General features: G+C 54.6%; 18 protein-coding genes. 2 read left to right on the top strand and 16 right to left on the bottom strand.

From position 1 onward, the window contains the following. The 13 genes from ACTUHY_RS07530 to ACTUHY_RS07470 all read right to left on the bottom strand — a co-directional run. Nucleotides 1-547: GTP-binding protein (locus tag ACTUHY_RS07530; protein ID WP_442827225.1), on the bottom strand; the 547-nt coding region annotated here is incomplete at its 3' end. A 28-nt stretch (nt 548-575) separates the two neighbouring features. Continuing rightward, nucleotides 576-2663 carry an elongation factor G gene (fusA, locus tag ACTUHY_RS07525; protein ID WP_442827224.1) on the bottom strand — a complete coding sequence of 696 codons (2088 nt, stop codon included), beginning with the start codon at nt 2661-2663 and terminating at the stop codon, nt 576-578. Nucleotides 2664-2686: 23 nt separating this feature from the next. Then, nucleotides 2687-3157: a 30S ribosomal protein S7 gene (gene rpsG / locus ACTUHY_RS07520; RefSeq protein WP_012939265.1), complete on the bottom strand. Its 471-nt coding sequence runs from the start codon at nt 3155-3157 to the stop codon at nt 2687-2689. 46 nt (nt 3158-3203) lie between these two features. Beyond that, nucleotides 3204-3587, bottom strand: coding sequence for a 30S ribosomal protein S12 (rpsL, locus tag ACTUHY_RS07515; protein WP_012939266.1), 384 nt, complete (start codon nt 3585-3587; stop codon nt 3204-3206). Nucleotides 3588-3652: 65 nt separating this feature from the next. Then, the gene (locus tag ACTUHY_RS07510; RefSeq protein ID WP_442827223.1) at nt 3653-3907 is read right to left on the bottom strand and encodes a L7Ae/L30e/S12e/Gadd45 family ribosomal protein; all 255 of its coding nucleotides are present in this window, start codon (nt 3905-3907) and stop codon (nt 3653-3655) included. A gap of 459 nt (nt 3908-4366) precedes the next feature. Further along, nucleotides 4367-4720 carry a cupin domain-containing protein gene (locus ACTUHY_RS07505; protein ID WP_442827222.1) on the bottom strand — a complete coding sequence of 118 codons (354 nt, stop codon included), beginning with the start codon at nt 4718-4720 and terminating at the stop codon, nt 4367-4369. Between the two features lie 56 nt (nt 4721-4776). Then, nucleotides 4777-5253, bottom strand: a complete 477-nt coding sequence (locus ACTUHY_RS07500) for a threonine/serine exporter family protein (protein WP_442827221.1) — start codon at nt 5251-5253, stop codon at nt 4777-4779. A gap of 9 nt (nt 5254-5262) precedes the next feature. Further along, nucleotides 5263-6033, bottom strand: coding sequence for a threonine/serine exporter family protein (locus ACTUHY_RS07495; RefSeq protein ID WP_278675546.1), 771 nt, complete (start codon nt 6031-6033; stop codon nt 5263-5265). An 11-nt stretch (nt 6034-6044) separates the two neighbouring features. Next, the gene (locus ACTUHY_RS07490; RefSeq protein ID WP_442827220.1) at nt 6045-6734 is read right to left on the bottom strand and encodes a uracil-DNA glycosylase; all 690 of its coding nucleotides are present in this window, start codon (nt 6732-6734) and stop codon (nt 6045-6047) included. Continuing rightward, complete coding sequence (abc-f, locus tag ACTUHY_RS07485; protein WP_442827219.1) at nt 6731-8677, bottom strand: ribosomal protection-like ABC-F family protein; 1947 nt, start codon at nt 8675-8677, stop codon at nt 6731-6733. The genes ACTUHY_RS07490 and abc-f overlap by 4 nt, the downstream gene beginning before the upstream one ends. Before the next feature lie 5 nt (nt 8678-8682). Beyond that, nucleotides 8683-9672 (bottom strand): UDP-glucose 4-epimerase GalE, encoded by a 990-nt coding sequence (gene galE, locus ACTUHY_RS07480; RefSeq protein WP_278675549.1) that lies wholly within the window; start codon nt 9670-9672, stop codon nt 8683-8685. Nucleotides 9673-9687: 15 nt separating this feature from the next. Beyond that, nucleotides 9688-11052 carry a phosphohexomutase domain-containing protein gene (locus tag ACTUHY_RS07475; RefSeq protein ID WP_442827218.1) on the bottom strand — a complete coding sequence of 455 codons (1365 nt, stop codon included), beginning with the start codon at nt 11050-11052 and terminating at the stop codon, nt 9688-9690. Nucleotides 11053-11070: 18 nt separating this feature from the next. Further along, nucleotides 11071-12066, bottom strand: a complete 996-nt coding sequence (locus tag ACTUHY_RS07470) for a hypothetical protein (protein WP_278675553.1) — start codon at nt 12064-12066, stop codon at nt 11071-11073. A gap of 157 nt (nt 12067-12223) precedes the next feature. On the opposite strand from ACTUHY_RS07470, the gene ACTUHY_RS07465 reads away from it, so the two are divergent. Continuing rightward, the gene (locus tag ACTUHY_RS07465) at nt 12224-12778 is read left to right on the top strand and encodes a hypothetical protein (protein WP_442827217.1); all 555 of its coding nucleotides are present in this window, start codon (nt 12224-12226) and stop codon (nt 12776-12778) included. Between the two features lie 197 nt (nt 12779-12975). Here ACTUHY_RS07465 and ACTUHY_RS07460 read toward each other — a convergent pair whose 3' ends face one another. The 3 genes from ACTUHY_RS07460 to ACTUHY_RS07450 all read right to left on the bottom strand — a co-directional run bounded on the left by ACTUHY_RS07460 (nt 12976) and on the right by ACTUHY_RS07450 (nt 17011). Continuing rightward, a complete protein-coding gene (locus ACTUHY_RS07460; protein WP_442827216.1) occupies nt 12976-14394 on the bottom strand; it encodes an MFS transporter in 1419 nt (472 codons plus the stop codon). Nucleotides 14395-14696: 302 nt separating this feature from the next. Further along, nucleotides 14697-15824: an alpha/beta hydrolase gene (locus ACTUHY_RS07455; RefSeq protein WP_442827215.1), complete on the bottom strand. Its 1128-nt coding sequence runs from the start codon at nt 15822-15824 to the stop codon at nt 14697-14699. A gap of 17 nt (nt 15825-15841) precedes the next feature. Beyond that, a complete protein-coding gene (locus tag ACTUHY_RS07450) occupies nt 15842-17011 on the bottom strand; it encodes an iron-containing alcohol dehydrogenase (protein ID WP_442827214.1) in 1170 nt (389 codons plus the stop codon). Between the two features lie 142 nt (nt 17012-17153). Here ACTUHY_RS07450 and ACTUHY_RS07445 point away from each other — a divergent pair, with 142 nt between their 5' ends. After that, entirely contained in the window at nt 17154-18029 is an 876-nt protein-coding gene (locus tag ACTUHY_RS07445; RefSeq protein WP_442827213.1) for a LysR family transcriptional regulator, read from the top strand. Nucleotides 18030-18098 lie beyond the last annotated feature (69 nt).

Genomic DNA, 18098 nt, shown 5'->3' with positions numbered 1-18098 from the left:
CTTCCAGGGCTTTCAGAGCAGAGCCTACGACGATGGGAATATCGTCTCCAGGATAGCCGTACTGGCTCAGCAGTTCACGGACTTCCATTTCAACCAGTTCGATCAGTTCAGGATCGTCCACTTGGTCGGATTTGTTCAGGAACACTACGATGGCAGGCACACCGACCTGGCGGGCCAGCAGGATGTGTTCACGGGTCTGAGGCATAGGACCGTCAGCAGCGGAAACAACCAGGATGGCACCGTCCATCTGAGCAGCACCGGTGATCATGTTCTTTACATAGTCAGCGTGCCCCGGGCAATCGACGTGTGCATAGTGTCTGGTTTCGGTTTCGTATTCCACGTGGGCGGTATTGATGGTAATCCCACGTTCTCTTTCTTCCGGAGCCTTATCGATATCGGCATAAGCTTCGAAAGTGGCTTTGCAGCCCGGAGTTTCGGACAGGACCTTGGTGATGGCGGCGGTCAGGGTAGTCTTGCCGTGATCGACGTGACCAATGGTACCAATGTTCACATGGGGTTTTGTTCTTTCAAATTTCTCTTTAGCCATTGTTGTATCCTCCTAATGATCACAGGACTCAATCCTGTGCAGTTCCTTTATTTTTAGCAACGATCGCTTCCGCGATATTTTTAGGAACTTCTTCGTAATGGTCTACTTCCATGGAGTAGTTGCCGCGGCCCTGGGTCTTGGAACGCAGGTCCGTTGCATACCCGAACATTTCAGACAGAGGAACATAAGCCGTGATGACTTGCGCACCGCTTCTTGCTTCCATGCCTTCAATGCGGCCCCGACGGGAGTTCAGGTCGCCGATGACGTCGCCCATGTACTCTTCGGGGATGGTGACTTCCACTTTCATGTACGGTTCCAGGAGAACAGGGTTAGCTTTCAGCGCACCGTTCTTGAAGCCCATGGAGCCGGCAATCTTAAATGCCATTTCAGAGGAGTCGACTTCGTGATAAGAACCGTCGAACACGGTAACAGCGATATCTACCATGGGATATCCGGCAATGACGCCGTTTTCCATAGCTTCCTTGACACCGGCTTCCACAGGAGCGATGTATTCTTTCGGAATGGCACCGCCGACGATCTTATTTTCGAACTTAAAGCCTTCGCCCGGCTGCAGCGGAGTCAGCTTCAGCCAGCAATCGCCGTACTGCCCTTTACCACCGGACTGCCGTACGAATTTACCCTGGCTTTCCACTTCCTTGCGGATGGTTTCTCTGTAAGCTACCTGCGGGTTGCCCACAGTGCAGTCTACATGGAATTCTCTCTTCAGCCGGTCAACGATGATGTCCAGGTGAAGTTCGCCCATCCCGGAAATGATGGTCTGGGAAGATTCCGGATCCGTGCGGACACGGAAGGTAGGATCTTCTTCAGCCAGCTTGCCTAAGGCAATGCCCATCTTTTCCTGGTCAGCTTTGGTTTTGGGTTCGATAGCTACGGAAATAACCGGTTCCGGGAATACCATGGATTCCAGGATGATCGGTGCTTTTTCATCGCACAGAGTGTCGCCCGTGCCGGTATCTTTCAGACCCACAGCAGCAGCGATATCCCCAGCGTACACTTCCGTGATTTCCATTCTGTGGTTGGAGTGCATCCGCAGGATACGGCCGATACGTTCCTTCTTATCCTTGTTTGCGTTGTACACATAAGAACCAGCAGTCAGGGTACCGGAGTATACTCTGAAGAACGCCAGACGGCCTACATAGGGGTCCGTAGCGATCTTGAAGGCTAAGGCCGCAAACGGAGCATTGTCATCAGAAGGCCGTTCTTCTTCTTCCCCGGTTTCCGGGTTGGTCCCTTTGATAGCAGGTACGTCTACAGGAGACGGCATGTAATCGATGATAGCATCCAACAGCGGCTGTACGCCTTTGTTCTTGTAGGAAGAACCGCAGGTGACAGGGAAGAGTTTGCATTGGCAGGTCATCTTGCGGATGGCGCCTTTGATTTCTTCTTCCGTCAGGTCTTCCCCTTCCAGGTATTTCTCCATCAGGTCGTCATCGCTTTCAGCGACAGCTTCCAACAGGATCTGACGGTATTCCTGGGCTTGTTCTACGTATTCTTCAGGGATCGGTTCGAATTCTTCATCCTTGCCCAGCTTATCCCCGTAAATGACGGCCTGCATCTTCACCAGGTCGATCAGCCCTACGAAGCTGTCTTCTGCACCCATCGGGATCTGGATGGCCACTGCATTGGCCCCCAGACGATCTTTCATCATCTGGATTACATTGAAGAAGTCAGCCCCAGTGGTATCCATCTTATTGACATAAGCGATACGGGGGACATTGTATTCTTCCGCCTGACGCCATACGGTTTCGGACTGGGGTTCAACACCGCCTTTGGCGCTGAATACAGCCACAGAGCCATCCAGGACACGCAGTGAGCGTTCAACTTCAACGGTGAAGTCGACGTGCCCCGGGGTGTCGATGATGTTAATGGAATGGCCTTTCCAATGGCAGGTCGTAGCAGCGGAAGTAATCGTAATACCACGTTCTTGTTCCTGGACCATCCAGTCCATGGTAGCAGCCCCATCATGGACTTCACCGATCTTGTGAGTCTTACCGGTGTAGAACAGGATCCGTTCCGTGGTCGTAGTTTTACCGGCATCGATGTGAGCCATGATGCCGATGTTTCTGATTTTATCTAAGGGAAACTCTCTACCCACGAATTACTCCTCCTTAAGGAATCTTACCAACGATAGTGAGCAAAAGCTCTGTTTGCTTCAGCCATCTTGTGCGTGTCTTCCCGCTTCTTCACGGAAGCACCGGTATTGTTGGCGGCATCCATCAGTTCGCCGGCAACCCGTTCGCACATGGTCTTTTCACCGCGCAGGCGGGAATAGTTGACCAGCCACCGGATCCCCAGGGTGGTTTTCCGGTCAGCTCTGACTTCCACAGGGACCTGGTAGTTGGCACCGCCTACCCGACGAGCTTTGACTTCCAGGACAGGCATTACGTTCTTCATGGCAGCATCGAATACTTCCATGGGATCCTTTCCGGTCTTGGAATGGATCAGATCGAATGCGTCATATACGATACGCTCAGCAACACCTTTTTTGCCGTCGAGCATAATCTTGTTGATGAATCTGGTTAACAGTTTGGAACCATATACTGGATCCGGTAATACGTCTCTTTTGGTTACAGGACCTTTTCTCGGCATCTGTATTTCCTCCTTCGTTATTGTCTCATTCTACAGCGGCAGCTGATTATTTCTTAGCTGCTTTGGGGCGCTTAGCGCCATATTTGGAACGGCCTTGGTTGCGATCAGCAACACCGGCGGTATCCAATGCGCCGCGAATGATGTGATAACGAACACCAGGAAGGTCCTTGACTCTTCCGCCTCTGATCAGGACAACGCTGTGTTCCTGCAGGTTATGGCCAATACCAGGAATGTAAGCAGTGACTTCAATACCATTGGTCAGACGGACACGAGCAACCTTCCGCAGAGCAGAGTTAGGTTTCTTCGGAGTGGTGGTGTACACTCTCGTGCAGACACCGCGTTTTTGCGGTGAATTTTTCAATGCTGGCGCCGTGGATTTTTGAGTAATGACTTGTCTACCTTTACGAACCAATTGGTTGATTGTAGGCATTCCGGCACCTCCTTTCTCGAGAATAAGATTTAATGATTATGAAGATCTGCCGTTTCCAGCAGATTCTACCGGGTTTTGAGCACAGCAGCGACGGATGCTCCCACATGGATACCGCAGGCCTTGCCAAGCTCCTGCATGGTAGGCACCGTCTCCACGGTGATGCCTTTGGCTTCACACAGGTCTCTTACTGGACCCGTAACATGTGCATCTGCATCCTGAGCGATCAGGACCCCTGCGGCCTGATCCCTGGCAATGGCCTTTTGGGACTGTTTCACTCCGACAACAACCGGCGAACCGTTTTTTACGTCTGCGAGAAACATTTGACACCTCCAAAAGACATACTACCCCTCTGTGACACTGTGGTATTGTAACATTCCTGACAGCTGATGTCAATATTTTTTTACGGTTTTTTTCGGTTTTCGCCCTCATTTTATGCGCTTCTTTCTTTACACAGTTCCACGTGTTTCTTTTAGCGTAGATAAGGGCAAATTTCCTTGCCTCCCAGACATTGGTACTGTAGTAAAGCAGAGAAATTTTCTCGAATTTGCGTTCAATTCAGCCAGAGTAAATGCTCCTTTTATGTAGAAGTTCACAAAGTTTTTACAAATAAAAATAGGGCTGTGAATAAATGAATCCTCATTTTTTCACAGCCCTATTTTTTGTCACTGGTCACTTGTCTCTGGTCACTAGACGAGGGAAGGCAGCCAGGCTGTGGCTGCCTTTCATTGTATGATACTGGCTCAGACGCTTTTAGCTTGTCAGCTGACCGTTGACATCCTTTATCTCTTATATCCCGGAGTATTGTTGATCAAAGCGATGAATACCAGATCTTCTTTCCCCGTGTTCAGCAGACCGTGGGTGCCTCCGTCGGCACAGAACGTCACATCCCCCGCCTTCACTGTGAGTTTCTTGTCCTCATCGGTATATTCCCCTTCGCCTTTCAGCAGATAATAGGTCTCGTTGTTCCCCAGGTGCTGGTGGACCGGGACGGCGCAGCCCGGATGCAGGGTGATCTGGGCAAACAGGTCATTGGTGCCCTGGAAGACGGACGGATCTACCAAGATTTCTTTTTCAATGGTCCCCGTCCCTGGATTGTTGACCACCTGTTTCTGTTTTGTCGTAAATACTGCCATGGGTAACTCCTCCTTTGCTGTTCTTGGCTGTATTATAGCCAATTTCGACCGCTTTCTCAATGCTTCCCTTTCCGGTTCTCACGGATCATCTTCTTGCTGGTCTTGTACACCTTAGCCAGCCCGGAGACAAGGAGGATCCCCATAGCGATGGCCGTAGCGTCCAGTGCGGCAGAGACAAAGGTGTGCATCCCCTGGCTGTAGGCGTTGAGCATGGTGTAGTTCATGGCCCGATACAGGGGAAGTCCAGGCACCAAGGGGATGATCCCTGGGATGGAAAAGATCGGCACCGGCTGCCGGTACCAGCGGGCAAAGATTTCACTGCAGATGGACAGAGCCACCGTCCCGGCAAAGTTGCTGAGCATGGAGCTGAGGCCAAATCCACTGAGGAGGACGATATAGACCCCAAAGCCCACCATCCCCACAAAGCCAGCTTTATACAGGCAGTTTTTCGGACATTTGAACAACTGTCCAAAAGCCACCGTAGCAAAAAAAGAGAACAGCGTCTTGATGAAAATGGTTGCTGCCAGCGGCATAAGCGCCTCCTACAAATACAGTATCCCCAGGACGGTGGCAATGCCAATGGCCACTCCGCCCACCAGGAAAATGGCTTCTCCTGCCCGGCAGGTACCGCTGAGCAGGTCCCCTGCCATAAAATCCCGGATGCCGTTGGTAAAAGCCATCCCTGGCAGATAGGGCATCACGCCCCCAGCAATGGCCAGTTCCATCACCAGATCCGGGCAGACCATACGGAAAAGCACTACAATCAGGCAGATAAGGGCTCCTGCCATGGTCGTTTCCCAGAAGCTGCTGGGACGGAAAGGGGCAACCGCCTTGACAAAAGCCATGGACAGCAAGGATCCCAGGAAAGCCGCCAGGAACTCCCAGACTCCGCCCCCTAGAACCACCGCAAAAAAGCCGCCCGCCAGCCCGGACCAAAAGATTTCTTCCCGGACCGGCCGGGGTTTCCGCATGGTCTTTTCCTCCAGGATGGCCATGGTATCCTGGAAGCTTTTCCCCCAGGTGGGCATATGGAAACTCATATCGTTCACTTCACTGATCAGAGTCAGATCCGTCCCCCGATGGGTCACTCGATACATCAAACTGGCCCCTTCCATGGTCTCTTCTCCGATCATGATCAGCGAAGGGGTACAAAAAGCTGCAATGGTATGCATGCCTCCCTCATGGCAGATCCGCAACATGGTATCTTCCACCCGGTAGGTCTCAGCTCCGCTGACCAGCAGGATCTTCCCCGCTGTCAACGCGATTTTCAACACCTGTTCCTTGGTCATGGAGGCTAAGGTACTTTTCGTCATGATCTTCACCTCTATTGGGCAAACAGCGCTCCCACCGCAGCTCGGAACCGGTTGGCCCCGCCCATGGAAGGATGGGGAACCGTCGCACAGGGCACTCCGTACTTTTCCAAGGTCCCGGCGCTTTTCCGGCCAATAGCGATGACTTGGAGACCGGGGACCATTTCCAGCAGCATCCGGGCATAGACGATGCCCTGATCCAGTTCCGGTCCGGTGGGGGTCCGGTTGGTCAGGATGCCGGAGGGTTTATAAGGATGGAAGGGAAAAATGTTCCATAAGATGGTCTGGAAAGGCGCCAGTCCCTGGTTGGCCAGTTCTCCCCACATAATAGTAGCCGTAGGTTCATTGAATCCCTGCTCTTTCTGCTTCCGATTCAGCAGAGGACTTTTTGGATTGCTGGTCCGCCGGTAGTCCCAGCCCTCTCCCAGCACCACTTCCGGACGCACTGTGGGATGGTATCCCAAAAGGATCCGTTCACTGGTCATGGCCATGCCGGAAAAATGGCCCCCCTGGTATCCCAGCCCTTCGGCGATGAACAGGAACCGGGCCTTCTGCCGGAGCTGGAGATAGCGGCGGAAATTGGCTGCCCGGATCACCGGGGCTTCCGGCCCGATATCGCAGGAGGGATCGTATTCCCTCCAAGGATTGAAACAGCCGTCCCCCTGGAACTGCTGCAGTGCCTGTAAAAATTCCTCGATCGTCATTCCAATGACTCCATGAGCTTTTCCCATTTGTCCATGAGTCCATCCAGGATTTTCTCCTGCTGGGCATATTCCTCCGCCAGCCGCGTACTGGTTGCCAGATCCTGCTGATTGGCCGGATCCGCGATTTTCACACTGAGCACTTTCTGGAGTGCTTCATATTCCCGGATCTTCAGTTCTACCTGGGGCAGCAGTTTCTGGGCTTCCGCCGGACTATAGGGCTTTTTCTCTACTTTCTTTTCTAGCTGGGCCGGTTTGGCCGGAACCGGTTCCGGAGCTGCCTTGGCTGCCATTTTTTCTTCCGTCCGGGGGGCAGCAGGAGCCGCAGCAGCCGCCTGTCGGCTCCTGTTCTTGTCCCGTTCCTCCAGATAGAAGTCGTAATTTCCTTTGTAGTCGGTCACATGGCCATCTTCCACCGCCCAGATCCGTCCGGCCACCTCATTCACCAGATACCGGTCGTGGCTCACCAAGAGCACCGTTCCGTCAAAAGTCTCCAAGGCAGCTTCCACCGCTTCCTTGGCAGCAATATCCAGGTGGTTGGTGGGTTCGTCCAAAAGCAGACAGTTGGCCCCGTCCAGCACCAGTTTTAGCAGCACCAGCCGAGCTTTCTGGCCCCCGGACAGGGTCCCGATCACCTTGAACACATCCTCCCCGTGGAACATCATGCTCCCCAGGAGCCGACGGGTCTGTTCGTCGGTGAGGCCGTATTCCGTCAAGAAGTTCTCCATGATGGTCTGTTTTTCGTCCAGTCGTTCGTAACTCTGGGAAAAATAGCCGATCTTCACCCGGTTCCCGATCCGGGCTTCTCCCTTCAAGGGCGGCAGTTCCTGGAGGATGGTCTTCAGCAGAGTGGATTTCCCGCAGCCGTTAGGGCCGATAATAGCCACCTTCTCCCCCCGGCGCAGGGTCAAGTCCACATCCTGGAGCAAGCGGTGCTCAGGATACCCTGCATCCAGGTGTTCCAGCATGATCACCTTTTCCGCACATTCTGCCGCATGAGGCAGCCGCAGCTGGAATTCCTCTTCCTGTACCGGGGCATCGATCCGTTCCAGCCGGTCCAGCTGGGACTGGCGCCCCCGAGCCATCTTGCTCTTGATTCCCGCCTTGAACCGCCGGATATAGGCTTCCTGCCGGGCGATATATTCCTGCTGAGCCTCATAGGCACGGGTCTGGGTCAGCACCTGGATCTCCTTTTGTTCCAGATACCGGGAATAATTCCCTTTGAACCGGTGGATCGTGCCCCCTTCCATTTCCAGGATCTCTTCCACCACATTGTCCAGGAAAGCTCGGTCATGGGAGATCACCAGCACGCCCCCCCGGAATTCCCTGAGGTAGTTTTCCAGCCATTCGCTCATGACGATGTCCAGATGGTTGGTAGGTTCGTCCAAGATCAGGAGATCCGGAGAATTCACCAGAGCCGCTGCCAGCTGGAGCCGGGTCTTCTGGCCTCCGGACAGTTTGTCCGCCCGCCACTGCCAGGTTTCCTCCGGGTATCCCAGGCCGATCAGCACCCGTTTGATGTTGCTTTCATAGTGATACCCGTCCAGATGGGCATACCGACTTTCCGTCCGGGCGTACTGGTCCAGGATATCCTGGAGTTTCTCTCCCTGGGCCCGGCCGCTTTCTTCTTCCAGTCGGCGCATCTTCTCCCGCAGGTCCAGGATATCCGGACAGGCATGCTGCATGAACTCCCGGACCGTTTCTTCCCGGAAATCATCGAATCCCTGCTCTACATAGCCCAGCCGCAGTTCCCCGGCAAATTTCACCGCCCCTCCGTCAGCAAAATCCGGATCCAGGAGGCACCGGAGCAAGGTGGTCTTGCCGCTGCCATTGACACCCACCAGGCCTACCTTTTCCCCCTGGCGGAGGGTAAAACTCACATTTTGAAAAATATCGTGGACGCCGAAACTTTTCTTCAAGCCGTCCACGGTCAGCAAAATATCCATACCGCTTATTTCTCGTATCCTTTGGGATGTCCTTCATGCCACCGCCAGGCCGTTGCCACGATTTCCTCGATATTGCTGTGGCGGGGTTCCCAATGGAGCTCCTTCTTGATTTTTTCCGAAGAGGCGATCAGTTTCGCCGGATCCCCGGCCCGCCGGGCCTCTTCCTTTACGGTAAAGTTCCTGCCGGTGACCTTCTTCACCGCCTCGATGATTTCCCGGACGGAGAAGCCGTTTTCCGTCCCCAGGTTATAGGTCCGGCAGCCGCCTCCCTTCCGGAGATGGTCCATAGCCAGCACATGGGCACTGGCCAGATCCTTCACATGGATGTAGTCCCGCAGGCAGGTCCCGTCCGGAGTCGGATAATCCGTGCCAAAAATGGAAACGCTTTCCCGCTGGCCCAGGGCCGCTTGGATGATCAGGGGGATCAAATGGGTCTCCGGCCGGTGGTCTTCCCCGATATTCCCCAAAAGGGCCGCACCGGCTGCATTGAAGTACCGCAGAGCCACATAGCGCAGACCGTAGGCATGGCTATAATCCGCCATCATCTTTTCGATCATCAGTTTCGTGCGGCCGTATACATTGGTAGGCTGGAGGGGCATGTCCTCCGTAATGGGCACCTGCTCCGGTTCCCCATAGACTGCTGCCGTAGACGAAAATACCAGCTGCTCCACGCCCGTTTCCCGCATGGCGTCCAAGAGTCCCAGGGTACCGGCTACATTATTGTAATAATATTTTCCCGGATTCACCATGGATTCCCCCACTTGGCTGCTGGCAGCAAAATGGAGCACTCCATCGATCTCATATTCCCCCAGGACATGCTTCAGGAAATTGAAATCGTGGATATCACCCTCGATCAGCTGGACCTTGTCTGACACCGCATCCACATGGCCCGTGCTGAAATTGTCATAAACAATGGGAGTATACCCGTTGGCCGTCAGTTCTTCTACCACATGGGAGCCGATATAACCGGCTCCTCCAGTTACCAGTACATTCATCCGATTATCTCCTTCTTACGCCCGTTCTCCGCCGATCAATTCCAGCATTTCCCGAGTCTTCTGTTTCAACAGGTCCTTATCCCCCCGGGTCTCCACATTCAGCCGCACCACCGGTTCCGTATTGGATTTCCGAAGATTGAACCGCCACTCATCATAGACCACGCTGAGTCCGTCCATCCGATCCTGGATGCCGGAATGGAAATGGCTGGACAGCCGTTCCAATACAGCGTCCGCGTCTTCCACTTTCAAGTTGATTTCCCCACTGCAGGGGTATTCATTGATCCGGGCATCCACCATCTGGGACAGCGTCATCCCGGACGTGGAAATCAAGGAAATCAGCAGCAGCCAGGGGATCATCCCGCTGTCACAATAGGAGAAATCCCGGAAATAATGGTGGGCACTCATCTCGCCCCCATAGATGACACCCTGTTTCCGCATGCATTCCTTGATGAAAGCATGGCCGCTCTTGCAGCGGACCTGCTGTCCGTCGTACCGGGCGATGATTTCTTCTGTATTCCAAGTCAGCCGGGGATCGTACAGGATTTTGCTGCCAGGATGTCTCTGTAGGAAATACTGGGCGAACAGCCCCACCAGATAATACCCTTCGATGAACCGGCCGTTCTCATCAAAGAAGAAGCAGCGGTCGAAGTCTCCGTCCCAAGCGATCCCCAAGTCGGCATGGTTTTCCTTCACAGCTTCCGCCGTAGCGGCCCGGTTCCCGGGCAGGAGAGGATTGGGCACCCCGTTGGGGAAGGTCCCGTCCGGCTGCTCATTGACCAGGATGAACTGGCAGGGCAGATGTTTGGCCAGTTCTTTCACAATGGGACCGGCGCCCCCGTTCCCTGGATTGGCCACGATTTTCAAAGGCAGGAGGCTCTTCACATCGATATAGGAAAGAAGATGGTCCACATAGCTGGGAAGGATGTCCACTTCTTCATAGGATCCCCGGGTTTCCGCTTTGGGAACTTGGCTCTCGAAGTCCTCGGCAGCTACCAGTTTTGCCAGATCCTGGAGACCCGTATCCGCTGAAATAGGCCGGGCCCCGGAGCGGACCAGCTTCATGCCATTATAGTCCTTGGGATTGTGGCTGGCGGTGATCATCATACCCCCGTCCGTTTCCAGATGAGCCGTAGCAAAATACATCATCTCCGTCCCACACTGGCCCAGATCCAGTACATCCGCTCCCCCATCCCGCATACCGTCTACGGCAGCCTGGCTGAGCGCCTGCCCACTGAGCCGGATATCATGTCCTACCACCAGCTTTTTGGCTTTAAGCTTCCAGGCCAGGGCCCGTCCCAGCCGATAGGCCAGGTCTTCATTCACTTCTTCCGGGACAATCCCCCGGATATCATACGCTTTGAACGCTTTCGTACTGATCACAATGGTTCCTCCCACAGATTAGTCTTTTTCATCCAAGAGTGCCAGGTTTTCCGTCGGCAGCAGGTCCTGAGCCTTACCCAAAGGGCCCCTCAGCCCGCTGCGGTTCAAGATGGCCATACTGCCGTTCTTCAAGACGATATCGGTCCGCGCCAATTCCCGGAGGACAAAGCCCAAGGCCACTACAAAATTCAGCCGGTCCTTTTCCTCCAGGGTAAACTGCGTATAATCTGTTTTTGTCGTAAGCAGATGCTGTAAGAAGAGGATCTGCTCCCGCTGCTCATTTTTCAGGACCTCCATGGTCTTATAGACATGGCTCACTACTTCCAGCAGCCGTTCTCCCCGCGCTTCCGCATCAGCCAGCAGCAGGGACTGGGTATCCGTATCCGTTTTGAACTTCACAGCCTCGTCCTTGGTCATCTTGGAACCATCTTTGTCGGAAAAATATCCGGGACGCAGCACTTTCGGGAAACACATGATGGATTCCAGCACGCTCATTTCATCCAAGGCGGTGACTTCCGATGTGTACAAGGGCTGGTCCATGATCTTTTCCATGACCAGTTTGGCCTCATCCCGTTCCAATTCGGACTGGCTGTAAGAACTAGCCGCGCCCCCCTGGAGAGCCACCACGGTCAGCATGCCGGTCCCTTCCGTATCCAGCTTTTTCTCTTGGATCCGTTCCACTACCCGACGGATCCGTTTCAATTTCCGTACATCTTGGGGCAGCATATGGAGATTCTTATGGCTCTTATACGTATAATGGCCCGGCAGATTCTCGATTTTTTCCAGAATGGCAAAGACCTTGTCATAACAGCCCCAGACATGGAGCTTCAGATGCCCCAGATTTTCCACTTCCGGCATCAGCCGTTCCAAAGTCTTATAGAATTTAAACCGTTCCTCATTGTACCGTTCGATGGCATTTTTCACCATATTCTCAGAGCTGGTGGCACTTCTGTACAATTGCAGTCCGGCAGCCCCAATCCCGGCAGCCGCCCATACAACAAGCGGTATTGGCATGACAGTTCCCTCACTTCCCGCACTGTACCCACAGCGGATACAACATAACTCTACAAATTATAGCCTGATTCCCCCCGTTAGTCAAAACGAAAAGCCGTTGAAACACTTTCCTTTCCGTTGTAAAATGAGAAGATAGAACCAAAGAGGAGGAACATCCATGAAAAAATTCCTGGCCCTGGCCACCCTGCTTGTTGTCCTTCTGGCACTGCCCCTGACGGCAGGTGCCGAACGCAGCGGCTGGAAGAGCAATACCTTTCCTTTCAAGAATGTCAAAGTCGTTTATCTCAAAGATCTCAGCCGGCAGGATACGGACTTCCGAAAAGCCCATCCCGCCTTTACCCGGGATGACGATGCAGTCCGCAAGACCCTGCTGACTCTGGAACGTGACTTCAAAAAAGAGGGGGTCACCGTGTACAGCAATCCAGTGATGCTGCCGGACAAGAAACTCCGGAACACCATCACGCTGCAGGTGCAGGTGAATCACGTAGGAACAGAAACTCCTGACGGAACGGAACCTTCCGTCCAAAAGGGCAGCAAACTGGCCAAAGGTGAAACGGCCTATGCCAGCGTCAGCTTCCTGGCCACCAAAAATGGCCAGGCCATTTACCAGGTCATCGATGACCGCACCAGCACGGAATACGATTCCGATGTCCTGCTGGCCTCCATCATTCGGACCGCCACGGATGAGATGACGAAGAATGTGAAGAAATGAAAAGATGGGCTGTTGCATGTAACGTGCAACAGCCCATCTTTTTGTCCGCGGTCTCGAGTAAGAGGTCAGACCGGATCTACCGAACCTATCAGTTTGCCCGCCATAAACAGGACGGTGCTGCTAAGCTAGACGAACCTGCCTTTACTGAAATCCGGATCTCCGTTCCTTACAAGTCCGTACTTTTTACGTTTCACTCTTCACTCTTCGCCCTGCACTTTATTCTTTCCCAAAGCCCACACCATGGAAGCCCCCTGGCACAGGGCCAGGATCAGCAGCAGGCGGAAGGCATGGGCAGTGCCCAGGCTGGTGCCTTCCGTCAGATCCCGTCCTGCCTGGCCGGCAGCCACCAGAGCCGCACAGACGGAAGTTCCCACCGCCCCGGCCAGCTGCTGAAGGGTATTGCACACGGCATTGCCATCTGGCTGCATTTCTTCCGGCAGACTCTCCAGGGCATAGGTCAGGATATTCCCTGCCGACAGCCCCTGTCCCAGGGTGAACACCGCATAAATGGCTGTAAACCAGGTGATTCCCGCCTTTCCCAAGGCAAACTGATAAAACAGGAAACTGAGGACAATGGCACTGCTGCCCAGGAGCAGCGGTCTCCGGGCACCCAGCTGGTCATAGAGCCGGCCGCTCACTGGGGCCAGGGCCGCCCCCAGGAGACACCCGGGCAGCAGGATGCACCCGGCGGAAAAAGGATCCGCCCCCAAGACGATCTGGGCATAGTTGGGCAGCAGGAAGCCCACTCCCAGGCACAGGAACTGGATCAGGAGCAGTCCCAGCACCGCTCCATCGAAAGCTGGCACTTGGAACACCTGGAGATTCAGCAGAGGCGTGGCCCCAGTCCACCAAAGCCAGTTTTCCTGCCGGACAAAGACTGCCAGGGCCAGCCCCATCAGCCCGGCCAGCCCCAACAGTGGCAGCACCGGCAGCACCGTCCCGTAACTGCACAGCAGCAGGAGACAGGGCAGAGCCACCGCCAGACACCCTAGACCGAACCAGTCAAAGGGCCGGAGGCCCCAGGCTGAAGACTGGCGGATGGCATACACCCCCACCCCCAGAGAAAACAGCAGTCCGGGCACCAGGGCGGCAAAGATCATCCGCCAGCCGAAATGGCCGATGATGTATCCCCCCAGGGAAGGCCCCACTGCCGGAGCCAGGGCGCATACCAGCATGGCTGCCCCCATCATGGTGCCGATTCTGTCCAACGGTGCCTGTTCCAGCACCAGGTTGAACATGAGAGGCAGACCGATGCCCGTACCGGCCCCCTGGAGCAGCCGCCCCAGAAGCAGCAGGGGAAAATTACCCGCCACCCCGTCCAGCACGGTGCCAGCAAAAAACAGCAGGTTCCCGGCCACAAAGAGTTTCTTCAAAGGGAACCGCTGTTTCAGGTAGCTGGAAGTGGGGATCACCACCGCCAGCACCAGCAGATACCCGGTGGTCAGCCACTGGACCGTAGAAGTGCCCACGGAAAATTCTTCCATCAGGGTGGGAAAGGTCACGTTCATGGCCGTCTCGATCACCACCCCAGTAAAAGACAGGAGGCCGGCTGCCAGGATGGACAGAAACAGCCGGGCATCAGCCCGGCGCACAAAAGTATTGGATTCATTTTTCACAGGCTTCACCTTCGGATAGAAAAATAGACTTTAAAAATAAATGGTAGACAACATTCCGAAAAAAGTCAAGAAAAAGGGGCTGCTGCTTGCGCAGCATCCCCGTCATACGTCATAGATCATACGTCATACGCTGATGGAAGCCAGCTTTGCTGGCGTCAAATTTATGAAAATCATTTGAATCCTGCAACAGATTTTGAGATTTCAAAATCAATTTGTAAAAATTGATTTCCAAAAGCGTATAACGTATGACGTCTGACCTATGACAAAGTGGGTATTGCACGTACTATGCAATACCCACTTTTTTATTTCAGATAGGTCTGATAGAACTGATCGATTTTGTCAAAAGGAATCTTATCCAGCTGGTCGTACAGGTCCGTGTGGGTGGCTCCCGGCACGATCACCAGTTCCTTGTTGCTGCCCTTCAATTTTTTGAAGGCATCTTCACTGAAATACCGGGAATGGGCCTTTTCCCCGGCGATCACCATCACCGCGCTCTGGATCTCACTGCTCCGCTGGAGGAAGGGCAGGTTGATGAAGGACAGGGCAAAAGTCTTGTTCCAGCCCCCTACGGAATTCACAGACCGGGGATGGAAGCCCCGCTTGGTTTCATAGTAGGCGGAATACTGTTTGACGAATTCCGGGGTATCCGGTTTCAGTTCATCCATTTTCAGGTTCGCGCCGGCCCGGGCGAAGGTATCGTTCTTGTAGTCTTCCGTCCTCTGGTCATTCATGGCTTCCAGTTTCTGATGGCGCTGTTCCGGGCTGTCTTCCTTGTCGAAATACCCGCTGGCCAGCACCCGGGTCATGTCGTACATGGTGGAGCTCACCGTGGCCTTGACCCGGGTATCCATGGCCGCGTCGTTAAGAGCGATGCCCCCGAACCCGCAGATCCCCAGGATCCCCAGCTTGTTGGCGTCCACGTCCTTCTGGTTGGCCAGAAAATCGATGGCCGCCGAAAAGTCTTCCGTATTGATGTCCGGGGAGGCCACGTTCCGCACATTGCCGCCGCTTTCCCCAGTGAAGGAAGGATCAAAGGCCAGGGTGATGTAACCCCGTTCTGCCAGCTGCTGGGCATAGAGCCCGGAAGACTGTTCCTTCACCGCCCCGAAAGGACCGCTCACCGCAATGGCCGCCCGCTTTTCCCCAGCTTTCATCCCTTTGGGAGTGTACAGATCCGCTGCCAGGGTGATCCCGTACCGATTGTGGAAGGTCACCTTCTGATGATCCACTTTATCGCTTTTGGGGAACACTTTGTCCCATTCCTGGGTCAGATGGAGTTTTTCCGTCTTGACCCCCGGGCTCAGCATTTCGCTGGCCGGTTTTGCCGTTTGTGCCGCTGCCATGGTTTCTCTGCCTCCTCCCATCTGCAGCAGGCTGGTGCCCAGTACTGCCGTCAGAAGGACTATTTTCATCTTTTTACTGATTCTCATTGCCGTCTCCTTTCCTCTCACAGGCTTTCCCGGAAGATTTCTTCGATTTCCTTCTGATCCAGGACTTTATAGCCGCCGTCCAGGATCAGGGTCCCCTTGACCATAGCCGGGATCATGTCTTCGGTGGCCCCCAGTTCCCGCAGGTTCCTGGCCAGTCCCAGCTCTCCCATCCATACTTCCATGGCCTGGATGCCTTCTTCGGCAATCTTCCGGTCGCTTTTCCCGGCGGGATCCACATTCCATACCGTTTCCGCAAACCGCTTGAATTTGGGCAGGCCGTAGGGCAGGATGTGCCGGTAATAGGCGGGGGATACCGCCGCCAGGGTCATGCCATGAGCTGCGCTGGTCACCCCGCCCACTGCCTGCCCCAGCATATGGACCATCCAGTCGGTGGTCTTGCCCTTGGCGATCAGGGTGTTCAGAGCCCAGGTGGCATCCCACATCAGGTTGCTCCGGGTTTCATAATCCTGGGGATTCCGGATGGCGATCCGACTGGCATGGATCACGGACCGCATGAGCCCTTCTGCCAGATAATCGCTGGTGTTGTCGTCGATGCCGGAAAAATACTGTTCACAGATGTGGTTGAACATATCGTAGATGCCGGATACCATCTGGTACTTGGGCAAGGTCATGGTGTAGGAGGGATCCATGATAGCGAACCGGGGGAACACCCGTACATCGGCAAAGGCCTTGCCACGTTTCTCTTTCGTTGCCGGGTTGGTGATCACGGAGCCGGCGTTCATTTCGGACCCGGTCCCCACCATGGTGAGCACACAGCCCACCGGCACAACTTCACAGGTGGGTTCTTCGAACCGCAGGAAGTATTTGTCCCAGGGATCTTCCTCTTCATGGATGGACATGCCCAGGGCCTTGGCATAGTCGATGCAGGAGCCGCCCCCTACCGCCAGGATGAAGTCCGCCTTGTGCTGCCGGGCAGTGGCAATGCCTTCCCGGAGTTTGTCGATGGTAGGGTTGGGCATGACCCCGGAGATTTCCGTCACATCTTTGCCGGCGGCTTCCAGCTGGTGGCATACGGCGTCATAAATGCCGTTCTTTTTGATGGAACCTCCCCCGTAAACCAGTACCACCTGGCTGCCGTAGGGTTTCAGGGCTTCAGCCAGGTTTTCCACGGCACCCCGGCCGAAGAACACTTTGGTGGGATTTTCATAGGTAAAATTTCCAAGCATATATTTTTCTCCTTTGCATTTGTTGGCTGCATTCGTTTGACATCTTCAGTATAAGGGGAATGTCTTTTCATGTAAAATTCTTTATTTTAATCTCATTTAATACGTTTACTGCATGGTATAATGGGATCAAGGAGGAGATACCATGGATATGGAAACCCTGGAAAACTTTCTGGTGATTGCCCGGGAAAACAACATTACCCGAGCGGCCCAGATCATCCATATTACCCAGCCCACCCTGTCTCGGCAGCTGAAGGCCCTGGAAGAAGAGCTGGTCAGACCCCTGTTCTACCGGGAAAACCGCCGGCTGTCCCTGACTCCGGAAGGGATCCTGTTCCGGAAACGGGCGGAAGAACTGTTGGAACTGTACCGGAAGACCCGGTCCGAAATCCGCTCCTCCGCCGAAATCGCCGGGGACATTTACCTGGGCACCGGGGAAACCGACGTGATCCGGCTGATTTCCCAGGTGGCCGTTGGCTTTTCCCGGCAGCATCCGGGGATCCGGTACCGGATCTTCAGCAGTGATGGGGAAGGGGTCCGGGAACGGCTGAACAAAGGACTCCTGGATCTGGGGCTGGTGTACGGCCCTTCGGACCCGGAAAAATTCGCAAGCGTACCCCTGGATCAGGAAGACCGGTGGGGCATCCTGCTGCCCCGGACCCATCCCCTGGCTTCCCAATGCAGCCTGACCCCGGAACAAATCCGGGACCTGCCCCTGATCCTGTCCCAGCAGGCCCTGAAATCCGGCATGCTCCAGACCTGGCTGGGAAAACCGCTGGAAGAGCTGAACATCATCGGCACCTACACCCTTCTGACCAATGCGGCCAAAATGGTAGCCGGAGGCCTGGGCTGCGCCATGGGCTTCGACGGCCTCATCAACACCACCGGCTCTCCCCTGTGCTTCCGGCCCTGTGATCCGCCCCTCACGGACCAGCTGTCCCTGATCTGGAAAAAAGACCACCAGTTTTCCCCGGCGGTACAGGCCTTCCAGGAACTTCTGCTGCAGAATTTCGCAAAATAAAAGGGGGGTGTGAAAAAATTCACACCCCCAGTCGCAGGTCGCGAGTCACGGGTCGAGGCTCGTGACCAA

It is taken from the genome of Acidaminococcus nyctereutis (assembly GCF_052216985.1).
GTDB classification, from domain to species: Bacteria; Bacillota; Negativicutes; order Acidaminococcales; family Acidaminococcaceae; genus Acidaminococcus; species Acidaminococcus fermentans_A.
This window is presented reverse-complemented; position numbering and strand designations above follow the sequence as displayed.